The following is an 11,851-nucleotide window of genomic DNA, read 5'->3' on the forward strand; positions in this document are numbered from 1 at the left end:
CGATAGGCCCGGCGGCACTCGACCGCCGGGCCTATTGATGTGCTAGCTCCGCAGCAGGTAGAAGCGCCAGAAATCGTTCTCGATGTCCAGGACGTCGGCGTCGGTGTAGCCCGCTTCCCGTGCCCAGCGCAGTACCGTCGGCACGCGCAGGACGGTGCCGCTGACCTCGACCGGGTCCTCGGCGAGTGTCGCCGCCACGCAGTGCAGCACGCTCCACCCGAACTGGAAACGCTCCATGAGGTCGGCTGGAGCGGTGAGTTGGTCGCCGACCCGCTCGTCACCGATCAGCACGGCGCCCTCGTCCGCGAGCGCTGCTCGCGCGGCCCGTAGCGCACCGACCGGGTCCCCCATGTCGTGCAGCGTCTCGAACATCATCACCAGGTCGTATTCCCCCGACTGAACCTCGGCGGCATCGCCGACCACGAACGTGACGCGGTCGGCCACCCCCTCCTTGGCCGCGATGTCACGCGCCTGCGCGACCGATGCCTCATCGAGGTCGACGCCGACGACGGTGGTCCTGGGGAACGCCTTCGCCAGCGCGATGCTGGAGTGGCCGATGCCGCAACCCAGGTCGAGCACCTTCGCCGATGGCGCACGTCGCAGCCGCGCCTCGACCGTCGGTGCAGCCGCGATCCAGTCCGCGAGCTCGTGCAGGAACATCGGCCGGTTGACGCCGGCGATGCCCTCGCGAATGTCGACGCCGTACGCCTCGTACGGCACGCCGCCGCCGGTGCGGTACGCCTCTAGCAACCGCGGCAGCACCCCGGCGCAGCCAGCGAACATCCTGGTCAACGGTGCGACATGGAAGGGGCTGTCCGGGTCGGTCAGAACTTCCGCACTGTGTTCGGCCAGCCGATAGCGCCGCAGCTCCGGTTCCGCACCCGGGTTGTCGCAGTCGATGTACCCAGCGGCCGCTTGCTGTGACAACCACTCGCTCGCGTAACGCGTGGCGATACCCGCCCGGTCGGCGATATCTCGCTCGGTAGCGCCGTCCGCGTCCCCAAGCGTGCGGTAGAGACCGAGTTTGATGCCGAGGTAGACGCTGAGCGTTTCCATCGATCGGGTGGCGTCTTCGAGTAGTCGTTCCGCGAACGCCTCGCGCGGGTCGGTAGCGGTGGGCGAATCGGTAAGCGCGGTCATGTCGGACCTCCTGGTGTGCGGCGCTTGTCGATGTAAGGCACGGTCGCGCACAGCGGTCACTCCCGACGTACACCCGACGTTCTCGTCGTGTACGCGTTCTGTACGTGATGTCGGTTAGTGTGTTTTTGTAGCCGTTTCGGCGGAGTAGGTTGCCGCCGTTACCGGACGCGGGCGAGGCGCACCGGGAGGACAATGTCGCGCGTGCCTGACGTGGAGTTCGGCGTCCTTGGGCCGATCGAGGTCCGCGTCGGCGGGTGTCCCGTGGCGGTGCACGGGGCACGTCAGCGAGCAGTGCTCACGTCGTTGCTGCTGCGCCGCGGTACCGTCGTGTCGCTCGACCGGCTCGTCGATGACGTCTTCGGTGAGCAGCCGCCGGACGACGCCCGCAACGCGGTGCAAACGTACGTCGCCCGGCTGCGCAAGGCCCTCGGTCCCGCGGCGCGGTACGTGGTCACCCGCCCTCCCGGCTACCTGCTCGATGTGCCCGACGACGCCGTTGACGCGCTCCGATTCGAAGCGTTGTGCGTGAACGACAGCGCTGCTCTGGCGGACGTCGATGCGGCGCTCGCGCTTTGGCGTGGTCCCGCGTACGGCGAGTTCGCCGACGACTTGGCGCGAGGGCACGCGCAACGGCTGGAAGAACTGCGACTTGTCGCCATCGAACACCGGGCGGAGCTCCTGCTGGATCGTGATCGGACCTCCGAGGCAGTGTCCTCGCTTGAGGCGCTCCTCGACGAGGAACCGTGGCGGGAACGCGCTGTCACGCTGCTGGTCACGGCGCTTGCCCGGCAGGGTCGCACCGCCGATGCGCTGGCCGTCTACCGCACGTACCGCGACCGGATCCGCGACGACCTCGGCCTCGATCCGCCGTCGGAGCTACAGATGCTGGAGCGGCAGGTGCTCACCCGCGAGTTGAGTTTCGCGCCGAAACAGGAACAGCGCTCACGGTTGCCAACACGCACGACGTCGTTTCTTGGCCGGGACGATGAACTCGACGCCGTGGCCGCCGCACTAGCACCTGGCACAGTGGTCACGCTGACCGGACCGGGCGGTGTCGGCAAGACTCGCATCGCGGCGGAACTGGCCAAGACCGAGGGCCACGTCTGGTGGGTGGACCTCGCCGCGCTGCACGATGACACCGCGCTACACCGGACAGTCGTCGACGCGATCGGACTCGACGTGCGGCCGGGTGACACCGGCGTCGACGCGCTGCGGGGCTGGCTGCGCACCGCCGACGGGCTGCTGGTCCTTGACAACTGTGAGCATCTGCTCGTGGGCACGTCGTCCCTGGTGGAGGACGCGCTCGCGGTGCCGTCGGGGGTGCGGCTGCTCGCGACAAGCAGACAGCCCATCGGCGTTGGCGCCGAACACGTGCTTGTCGTGGGTCCGCTGCGGTTGCCGGAGACCGGCGAGCCGAAAGACGCCGCACCCGCCGTTCAGTTGTTTCTCGACCGCGCCCGTACGGTCGATGGTTCCGCGCGGCCGCGCCTCCTGCGTCGAATCGTGGATATCTGTCGTGCTCTCGACGGCCTGCCGCTCGCGATCGAACTGGCCGCCGCGCGCGTCGGGACGTTGACCGTTGACGACCTCGCCGATCGGCTCGACGCCCGGTTCGAGCTGCTCAGAGGTGCACGAGGCCAGGCGCGGCACAACACCCTCGAGGGTGTCGTCGACTGGTCATACGAGCTGCTCACCGAGGCGGAACAGTTGGTTTTCCTGCGGCTGTCGGTGTTCCGCTCGGAATTCGATCTCGCCGCGGCCGAGGCCGTCGTGGCGGACGCCGACCTGCCCGTGAGTCGCGTCGCCGACCTCGTCGCCCGGCTCGCTGATCGTTCGATGCTGACGAGACCGGGGACATCCGGTGTCGGCAAGTACCGAATGCTGGAGACACTGCGGCACTACGCTGCCTCTCGGCTTCCCGAACGTGCGCGAGATGAGCTGCGGCGGCGCCACGCCGAGTTCCTTACCGACTTCGCCGAACGCGCCGAAATCGGCCTGAGCAGCGACGACGAGGGCGCGTGGGCGCGCGCCGTAGAGGGCTGGCTGAGCGACCTGCGCGCGGCGTGGCGATGGGCCAGCGAGGCACGTCCCGATCTCGCGGTACGGCTGACCGCCGCATTGATGTGGTTCGGCTACTGGCGGCTGCGCGCCGACGTTCTCGCCTGGGGCGAGTGGGCGGTACGCGAGATGCCGTCGCACCCACGTCTGCCGGAGGCCTACACGGCGGCGGCGCACGCGGCGTGGTTCGGTGGTCGGCTCGAGCGGGGGCGGGAGCTGGCCCGGCGTGGCATCGACGTGGCCGGTGGCGGCGAGGCTCCCGCCGCGGCGGCTGCGCTCAACGCGCTTGGCGATATCGAACTGCTCAGCGGCGCGTTAGACGAGGCGCTACCCGCGTATGAGGCCTACGCCGTGGTGTCAGAACGTGCTGGAGATGCCGTTGGATATGCGCTCGGCAGGGCGAATACCGCGTTGAGCCTGGCGTACGGCGGGGATCCCCGTGCCGCCGACGTCGCGGCCGATGCCGTTGCCGCCGCGTACCGTGCCGCGAACCCGACCAGCGTCGCGTTCGCGCTGTTCGCGCAGGGCGAGGCGCTCGCGGACGATGATCCAGACCGCGCGTCGGCCGCGCTCGCCGAGGCACGGTCGGTGGCTGCCGACGTCGGGAACCCGTTCGTATCCGGCGTCGCGTTGACGGCATCGTTGGCGCTCAGTGGGCGACGCGGCGAGCCTGCTGAGGCGTTGGCGTTGTTCCGGCAGGCGGTCGAGCACTGGCAACGCACTGGCAATCGCACGTTGATCGTGACGACGTTGCGCAACCTGGTGATTCTGCTGGCGCGTACCGGTCGCGACGTCCACGCCGTCGAACTCGCGGCCGCGCTGGAACGCACCGCGCACGCCAGGACGTACGGCACTGAGGCGCAGCGAATCGAGACGGCGCTCGCGGCGGTACGGCAGCGCCTCGGTGACGACGTCTACGCACGCGCATGGGCGTCCGGCGCACGGCGGAGCCTGGACGCCGCGGCGGAGCACGCGGCAGCGATCCTGCGGGCGGAGTGACGCGGCTCCGCGCGAGAAAATTCGTTTGCTTCACGCCGCGATGTCGCGGACGCTGTCGCGCATGTCTGCGATGAGTGACCGACCCGTGCGAAGTCCCTTCGTGCAGCAGCGGTCGACGTCCCAGAAAGGCGCGTTCCTCGTGCCGCTGTGACGACGGCACTGCTGGCTGGGCTGCTCGCTGGGTACGCCATCGCCATTCCAGTCGGCGCGATCGGCGCGTATCTCATCGGGCTCACCGCACGCACGAACCTGCGGATCGGCCTGTCCGCCGCGTTCGGTGTCGCCACAGTGGACGGCGCGTATGCCTTGGTCGCGGTCCTCGGTGGCGCCGCGCTCGCGCCTGTTGTCGCGCGCTACGACGAACCGTTGCGGGCCGTCTCGGTTGGCGTGCTCGCTGTGCTGGCCGCCGTGGTGTTGTGGCGGTCGCTGCGGGAATACCGTGTGCCCGAGTCGGGTGACGAGCCAGGCGAGCGGATGACGTCGCCGCCGAAGGCTTACTGGACGCTCGTGGGCCTGACCTCGGTGAACCCGACGACGGTGGTGTACTTCGCCGCGCTGGTCGTCGGGCACAGCGGATCCGTGACGGCGACGCCACTGCACGCGACGGTATTCGTAGCCGCGGCGTTCGCGGCGTCGGCGAGCTGGCAATGCCTGTTGGCTGGCGGCGGCGCTCTGCTCGGCTCGCTGTTGTCCGGGTCGAGGGGACGGCTGGCGACGTCGCTGGTGTCGAGTGCGCTCATCGCCGCCTTCGCGGTGCACCTGGCACTGGGTGGGTGACGCGGGGGTCCGCGAGTTCCGCGATCAGACGTCGACGCGAAGGCGGTGCCGCTTCGGCTCCCCTGGGGCGTCCGCCGCGCGGAGCAGGCTGACCGTGCGCCCGGCGAGCTCGTGCTGCTTGCTTCCCGCGTGGTAGGTGAAATCGCCCGCGGCGCGCTGACCGTCCGGGGTCGTTAGCACGATCTTGAGGTGCGTGATCGGCCCGACGAAGCACTGTTCTCCTGGCGGGCACGTGTCCTCGACGTGCTCGCACTCGATCGCGATCGTCGCGCCATCCGTAAGCGTGGCCCGGTCACCCACCGCGAGATCGACCGTTCCGCCAGGCGACACGCTGCCGACGTCGGCAAGACCTTCGGGGCACTGCCAACCGGCGTCGTCCGCGATGGGAAGTCCGCGTGTCGGCGCGTTGGCACGACGGCTCGGTTCACTTGGCTCCGCTACTTGTGCGCAGCCGAACAGCGCGAACGCCGCAACGCCGCATAGTGCCAGCAACCGGACGCCGCGCACGCACGCAACCGGGGCGATCTTCACGTCCCCAGCCTAACGCCGCGAAGGCGGGACACGACGTCGAGAACGGGGGACACGACGTCGAGAAGGCGGGACACGGCGTCCGGGAGACCCGAACGCCGTGTCCCGCCGTGACGTCAGCTCTCCGGGACCCAGGCGTCGTCGAACGCGTTCGCGAGCACACCGCACGTCGAGCCGTAGTCGCCGCCGGACGAGTTGATCACCAGCGAGGCGTCGACGTGGATCGGGAACGACAGCACACAGCTGGTCATCGCGCCGGTGCTGATGCCCCACGCGCCGCCGTGCCCGTAGTAGGTGCCGTGCTCGCCGCCCACTGTCCGCAGCCCGAGCTTGGCGTCGCGCATCAGGTCGCGGAGTGCGGGTGACAGCAGGTCATCGGTGTAGCGCAGGTGCGAGAAGAACGCCGCCAGGTCGTTCGCGGACAGGTAGTAGCCGTACCCGCCGCAGCCCGCGACGTAAGACTCGGTCTGCCAGCCGGACGCGCCGTCGTCGGGGAACCGGTACAGCACCGTCGGGTCCGGATCTGACGGTGCGCATCCACCCGTGATGCCGACGCTGGCGAACAGGCCGGTCATATGGTCGTTGAACATCTCAGCGGTCAGCTCGTCCCACTGGTCCGCGAGCGGTACTGAGAAGTCATAACCGGGCACGGCGGTGTCCAGCAGCATCGCGGGCAGCATGATCCGGAAGATGCCGAAGTTCATGTTCGCGTAGGAGTACGACGTACTGCCGAGGTCCTGTTCGACCGCTTTCCTGATGTTGTCGTAGGCCGCCGTAACCTTGCCGCCCTCGCCGGTCGCGGTCTCATAGTTCTGCCGCAGCCCGCTGGTGTGCGTCATGAGCTGCTCGAACGTCACCTCAGCGACGCCCTCGCCCGGCTCCCATGTGCCCGGTAGCCACGGCCCGATCGGATCGTCGACGTCTATGCCCTTGTCCGCGAGTACGCGCAGCGCCGCGACCGTAGTGATCGGCTTGCTCACGCTGGCGACCGTGATGTCTTTCGCCGCGGACTGCGCCAGCGGCCCGCCATCCGCCGACGTCCGTGCCAGGCCGACGCCACCCTGCCGCGAAAGTTGCCCCGCCTCACCGATGGCGTATGCGAAGCCGACAGTCTCACTCTCCAGAGTGTCCTTGATGTTCTGTTCGAATATCCCGACGTCGAACACCTCGGTGGTTGACGGGTCCTTCAACGAGCCAGGGCCGCCCGATTTGACGGTCTGGCCGTGGCCGACGGTCAGTGGCTCCGTTTCGGCCGTCGCGCCGCGTTCGTCCAGCGGCGCGAGGTCGCCGTCGGCGAGTAGCCGTGCATAGCGAGCCGGCAGTTCAGGGTGTCGCGAAGGCACTCTTCGCTCCGCCTGGGGTCCGCCCGGTGGGCTGACGTTCGGCGTTGCGGATGTCGGGGTCTCGGCGACGACGTCTCGGACGTCGTCGCCAACCGAACTGGTGGTGCAGGCCGTGCTCGCCATGAAAGCTAATACGAGCGTGGCGGTCGCGTATCGGACGCGGGATGGCGTGATGTGGGACATGGGGTCTCCTTTGCTTGCTGGATGAAGCAAGGAGGCGTTTGCCCGTCGCTTAGTCACACATTTCGCCCGCGAGCGGTGACAACGGCAGGACAGAAACTGCGCAGCAGACCTGTAACCGGTGATTCCGGTCATGACATGCCCGGAGGCGCTGAGGATGACGCCGGACCCGAACTACCATCGCCCACGACGTATCGCCGACTTCGAGGACGTGCATGCGGCCCCAACTACTTCCGATGCCGGTCACAGCCCCCGCACGGGGAGCGGTGGCGGCGCTCGTCGTCCTCGCGACGGCGGCGTTGACCTGGCATCTGCTGGGACCGCATGTCACGCATGCGTCGGGTGGCCACGGCCCGCCGATCGTCGCATCCGATAGTCATCACGACGAATCCGAACATCACGACGAAGCCAAGCATTGTGAGGACGCCGAGCCGTGTCCCAACGACGGGCACGCTGGCACATGTGGCTACCTGCTTCAGCAGGATGGCGGGCATGACGTTGTGCCGACGGCGGATGTGGCGTGGTACGTGTGCGGTTCCCTAGGCCGTGCAACGTCCACTCAAGATGCTGGTTCGCAGCGCAGCAGGGCGCCACCGGATCCGGTTCGTGAGCTCCAGGTCATTCGCGTCTGATCCTTTCCGATCACCGGCTGTCTGAATGACCGCAGCGACGACCGTGCGTCGTCGCGTCACGCTCAAGGAACTCACATGCACCGCGAAACCAAGACCGATACCAGGCTTGCCGTCCTCCTCGCTGCCTTCGCGTCGATCGGGGCAGGAGGCGTCCACATCGCTGTCGTGCCGAATCACTGGCAGGAATGGCAGCTTTCCGGCGTATTCTTCGCCGGTCTGGCTGCGTTCCAACTGATCTGGGCAGCTGTTGTCATCCGCTGGCCCCGACCGGCCATTCTCGGCTTTGGTCTGATCGCGAACCTTGGCGCCATGATTCTGTGGGGCGTCAGCCGCGCATGGGGCCTTCCGTTCGGTCCACATGCCGGAATCCCGGAAACTGTCGGCGCGCCTGGAGTGTTGACGATGATGCTCGAGGTGAGCGTCCTGCTCGGCCTGACGTGGAGTGTGTTGCCGAGACGTCGCGCCACGTCGCTCACGACCGGCGGATACCGCTTCGCGGTGACTGGCGCCGCCCTGGCGATGCTGCTGCTCATGACACCAGGCGTCATCAAGGGGTTGGAACACGGCCACAGCGCGACCGAGGGGCATCACGGGACGAGCGAGTCGGGTGACCACGGCGGAGACTCCCCGAAACCCTCGACAACGACCACGAACACCGGGCCGAACCAGCCCGCGGCACCGAAGCAGCAAGCCCCTGAGGCGTCACCGACGGCGCGACCGCCCGCGGATGGCGGCTCAGGCCACGGCGACCACGGGCACGGGTAACCGTCAGCTGTCCAGCAGGTCGGCGAGCAGCTCGCGCACCCTGCGGTCGATGTCGTCGCGGATCTTCCTGACGGCGTCGACGCCTTGGCCGGCGGGGTCGTCGAGCTGCCAGTCGAGGTAGCGCTTGCCGGGGAACACGGGGCACGTGTCTCCGCATCCCATGGTGATCACGACGTCGGCGGCCTCGACGTCGTCGGTGGACAGCTTGGTCGGCACCTCGGCGGTGATGTCGAGCCCCCACTCGGCGAGCGCGGCAACGGCGGCAGGGTTGACCTCGTTCGCGGGTGCCGAGCCAGCGGAGCGGACGTCGACCCTGCCAAGGGCGTAGTGCTGCAACAACGCCGCCGCCATCTGCGAGCGACCCGCGTTGTGGACGCAGACGAACAGGACCTCGGTCATCATTCTCCTCCGGTGCGCAGCAGACGGGCGATACCGACGCCGATGGCGGCGCCGACAAGCTGGGCGAGTAGGAACGCGGGCACCGACGCGGGTGCTATCCCCGCGAACGAGCCGGTCAGCGCCCTGCCGACGGTGACGGCGGGGTTCGCGAACGACGTCGACGACGTGAAGAAGTACGCCGCGAAGATCCACGCCGGGACGCCGATGGCGATCAGTTGGGCACGGCCCTCTCTGAACAGCCGAATCACCAACAGCAGGCCAGCCGTCGCGACAACCTCACCGAGCCACAGCCCGCCACCGGTGCGAACCTGACCGGTCCATTGCACCAGTTCCTGGCCGAACATCGCGTGCACCAACATCGTGCCAGCGCACCCGCCGACAAGCTGCGCCAGGATGTAGCCCGCCGCGACCGAGGCGCGCAGCCGTCCCGCGAGGGCGTCCACCAGTGTGACGGCCGGGTTGATGTGCGCGCCGGACACCGGGCCGAGAAGCGCGATCAGCAGGCCGAGCACCGCCACGGTGGCGAGCGCGTTACACAGCAACTGCAGCAGGATCTGGTCCGGCGCGAGCTGCTGCGCCATGATGCCGGAACCGACAACGGTCGCCACCAGCAAACCGGTGCCGAGCGCTTCCGCCAGTAAGGGGCGGCCGATTACGCGCGTTGTCTCGCGCGCGTCCGTCGCGGTGGCCATGGAACTCCCATCAGGCGTGCTCGCCGGCCGGCAGGCCGTACTGCGAAGCAGTTGAGCACGCTGTATCGATGAACGTCAATATGTAGGCGTAGAATTGGGACGATGACCACGACCGACCCCCTGCGGTTCAAGGCGCCAGACGATCCTGAATGCACCGTCGATCCGCTGTGCTGCGCCCCACTGGGCGACGCCGTGCTGGCGCAGGCCGACGCCGAGCAACTAGCGGACGCGCTCAAGGCGCTCGCGGATCCCGCGCGGCTGCGTGTGTTATCCCTGCTGAGGGCCGCGCCGGGCGGCGAGGCGTGCGTGGCCGACCTGGTGCGTCCACTTGACCTCTCGCAACCGACGGTGAGCCATCATCTGCGGGTGTTGACCGACGCCGGTCTGGTCGCGCGGGAGCGGCGCGGCACATGGGTGTGGTACTCGCTGCGCGCCGAGCGACTGGCGGAGATCCGCTCGGTGCTGCGCTAACTCGCCACTCGCGGCACTACGCGGATTAGGCATGCCGGACGACGTCCCGCGCGATGTACCGTCCGGCGATGTCGCCAGGATCTTCCCGGGGCCGGGGGATTGAGTGCGCATGACATCGATGGGAGAGGGTATGGAGCAGGTAGGCGTGATCGGTGGCGGCACGATGGGGCTTGGTGTCGCGTACGTCTTCGCGGCGGCGGGCTGCGAGGTCGTGCTTGTCGAGCCGGACCAGGCGCAGGCGACCCGAGCGACGGAGACGATCGCGCGGCAGGCCAGGCGCGCCGAGGAGAAGGGGAAGCTCGACCCGACGGCGGCCGCGGCGGTTCCGGAGCGTGTGCGCATGCTCGGGGCGACTGGGGATCTGCCGACCGGTCTGGACCTGATCGTCGAAGCCGTCCCGGAGCGGCTCGACCTGAAGCGACGCGTGCTCGCCGACGCACAGCGGGCTGAGCCCGCGATGCTGGCGTCCAACACCAGCGGGCTGAGCATCGACGCGCTCGCCGCCGGGCTCGACCGGCCCGCGAACTTCCTTGGCATGCACTTCTTCAACCCGGTGTGGTCGATGCCGCTGCTGGAGATCGTGCGTGGCAGCGCGACGTCCGAGAGTTCGGTCGCCGCCGCCAGGGCGGCGGGTGAGCTGATCGGCAAGCAGTGCATCGTGGTGCGCGACGTACCTGGTTTCGCCACCAGCAGGCTCGGCGTCGCGATCGGGCTGGAGGCGATCCGGATGCTCGAGGAGGGCGTCGCCTCGGCGGAGGACATCGACCGCGCGATGGAGTTGGGCTATCGGCACCCGATGGGGCCGCTGCGGCTCACCGACCTCGTCGGCCTCGACGTCCGGCTCGACATCGCCCGTCACCTCGCGGAAAGCCACGGCCCTCGTTTCGAGCCGCCTCGGCTCCTTGTCGACAAGGTGACAGCTGGCGAGACCGGCAAGAAGTCCGGGAAGGGCTTCTACGACTGGACCGAGTGACACGCTGACGTCTCCCCCGACCATGTCGGTTCGCCCACTATGCGCAACGGGGCCTTGCGGGATTCCAGTTGATCTGTTGTGCTTAGGCTAACCTAATAACGAGCAAGTGAGGGGGTGGCAGTGCCCGTGTACGCGTGCATCTGTGCCGCCGTGACGACGTCGCAGGTAGAGGCCACGATCCTGGCTGGAGCGCGCACCGTGTCGGACATCGGCGAGCGGTGCTTCGCCGGGACCGGTTGTGGGAACTGCGTCGACCGCCTCGAAGAGCTCATCGAACAGTCCGAACCCTCGTCGGAGAGTGTGGAGAAGCTGCCGCAGAGCGCCTGAGTACGTTTCCAGTTGTGACGCTGGTCATGCCCGAGTACGGTCCGGTCATCGGCTGGATCGGAGGTAGGTCATGCGCGGCGACGACGAGGTCATCGAACTCCTGAATGAACAGCTCACCAGTGAGCTCACCGCGATCAATCAGTACTTCCTGCACGCGAAGATGCAGGCCAACTGGGGTTTCACCAAGCTGGCTGAGCATACTCGCGCGGAGTCGATCGAGGAGATGCAGCACGCCGAGGTGATCACCGATCGCATCCTCTTCCTCGAAGGGCTGCCGAACTACCAGCGCCTGTCGACGCTGCGAATCGGCCAGACGGTCAAGGAACAGTTCGAGGCCGACCTCGCGATCGAGCGCGAGGTGCTCGACAGGTTAAAGCCCGGGATCAAGATGTGCCGGGACAAAGGCGACATCACGTCGGCGAACCTCTTCGAGAAGATCCTCGCGGACGAGGAGCACCACATCGACTACCTCGAAACCCAGCTCGAACTGATGGACAAGCTCGGCGAACAGCTCTACCTGAGTCAGCTCGTCGAGCGTCCACCCTCCGCCGGGTAGCCGCTCCGCCG

At 68.1% G+C, this 11,851-nt stretch carries 13 protein-coding genes; 8 read left to right on the plus strand and 5 right to left on the minus strand.

Annotated features, from left to right (window positions below; genetic code table 11):
• Positions 1-42: 42 nt before the first annotated feature.
• Positions 43-1,140 (minus strand): class I SAM-dependent methyltransferase, encoded by a 1,098-nt coding sequence (locus tag ACFQGD_RS02260; RefSeq protein ID WP_345406678.1) that lies wholly within the window; start codon positions 1,138-1,140, stop codon positions 43-45.
• Positions 1,141-1,341: 201 nt separating this feature from the next.
• Here ACFQGD_RS02260 and ACFQGD_RS02265 point away from each other — a divergent pair, with 201 nt between their 5' ends.
• Both ACFQGD_RS02265 and ACFQGD_RS02270 read left to right on the plus strand, forming a co-directional pair.
• Entirely contained in the window at positions 1,342-4,197 is a 2,856-nt protein-coding gene (locus ACFQGD_RS02265) for an AfsR/SARP family transcriptional regulator (protein WP_345406681.1), read from the plus strand.
• Between the two features lie 147 nt (positions 4,198-4,344).
• Positions 4,345-4,974: a LysE family transporter gene (locus ACFQGD_RS02270; protein ID WP_345406684.1), complete on the plus strand. Its 630-nt coding sequence runs from the start codon at positions 4,345-4,347 to the stop codon at positions 4,972-4,974.
• Positions 4,975-4,998: 24 nt separating this feature from the next.
• Here ACFQGD_RS02270 and ACFQGD_RS02275 read toward each other — a convergent pair whose 3' ends face one another.
• Both ACFQGD_RS02275 and ACFQGD_RS02280 read right to left on the minus strand, forming a co-directional pair.
• On the minus strand, positions 4,999-5,505 hold the full coding sequence (locus tag ACFQGD_RS02275) for a hypothetical protein (protein ID WP_345406687.1): 507 nt from the start codon (positions 5,503-5,505) through the stop codon (positions 4,999-5,001).
• 113 nt (positions 5,506-5,618) lie between these two features.
• Entirely contained in the window at positions 5,619-7,028 is a 1,410-nt protein-coding gene (locus ACFQGD_RS02280) for a serine hydrolase domain-containing protein (RefSeq protein ID WP_345406690.1), read from the minus strand.
• 233 nt (positions 7,029-7,261) lie between these two features.
• Between ACFQGD_RS02280 and ACFQGD_RS02285 the strand changes: the two genes are divergently transcribed.
• Positions 7,262-7,657, plus strand: a complete 396-nt coding sequence (locus ACFQGD_RS02285; RefSeq protein ID WP_345406693.1) for a hypothetical protein — start codon at positions 7,262-7,264, stop codon at positions 7,655-7,657.
• A gap of 75 nt (positions 7,658-7,732) precedes the next feature.
• On the plus strand, positions 7,733-8,422 hold the full coding sequence (locus ACFQGD_RS02290) for a hypothetical protein (RefSeq protein WP_345406696.1): 690 nt from the start codon (positions 7,733-7,735) through the stop codon (positions 8,420-8,422).
• A gap of 3 nt (positions 8,423-8,425) precedes the next feature.
• On the opposite strand, the gene ACFQGD_RS02295 is transcribed toward ACFQGD_RS02290, so the two are convergent.
• Entirely contained in the window at positions 8,426-8,821 is a 396-nt protein-coding gene (locus tag ACFQGD_RS02295; protein WP_345406699.1) for an arsenate reductase ArsC, read from the minus strand.
• Entirely contained in the window at positions 8,821-9,513 is a 693-nt protein-coding gene (locus ACFQGD_RS02300; RefSeq protein WP_345406702.1) for an MIP/aquaporin family protein, read from the minus strand. Before ACFQGD_RS02300 ends, ACFQGD_RS02295 begins: the two co-directional genes overlap by 1 nt.
• Before the next feature lie 102 nt (positions 9,514-9,615).
• Between ACFQGD_RS02300 and ACFQGD_RS02305 the strand changes: the two genes are divergently transcribed.
• The 4 genes from ACFQGD_RS02305 to bfr all read left to right on the plus strand — a co-directional run bounded on the left by ACFQGD_RS02305 (position 9,616) and on the right by bfr (position 11,840).
• Positions 9,616-9,984, plus strand: a complete 369-nt coding sequence (locus ACFQGD_RS02305; RefSeq protein WP_345406705.1) for an ArsR/SmtB family transcription factor — start codon at positions 9,616-9,618, stop codon at positions 9,982-9,984.
• Positions 9,985-10,093: 109 nt separating this feature from the next.
• Positions 10,094-10,957: a 3-hydroxyacyl-CoA dehydrogenase family protein gene (locus tag ACFQGD_RS02310; RefSeq protein WP_345406708.1), complete on the plus strand. Its 864-nt coding sequence runs from the start codon at positions 10,094-10,096 to the stop codon at positions 10,955-10,957.
• Positions 10,958-11,071: 114 nt separating this feature from the next.
• Positions 11,072-11,284, plus strand: coding sequence for a (2Fe-2S)-binding protein (locus ACFQGD_RS02315; protein WP_390183483.1), 213 nt, complete (start codon positions 11,072-11,074; stop codon positions 11,282-11,284).
• Positions 11,285-11,354: 70 nt separating this feature from the next.
• A complete protein-coding gene (gene bfr / locus ACFQGD_RS02320; RefSeq protein ID WP_345406715.1) occupies positions 11,355-11,840 on the plus strand; it encodes a bacterioferritin in 486 nt (161 codons plus the stop codon).
• The last annotated feature ends 11 nt before the right edge of the window (positions 11,841-11,851 follow it).

Origin of the sequence: Haloechinothrix salitolerans (genome assembly GCF_042662605.1) — a bacterium.
GTDB lineage: Bacteria > Actinomycetota > Actinomycetes > Mycobacteriales > Pseudonocardiaceae > Haloechinothrix_A > Haloechinothrix_A salitolerans.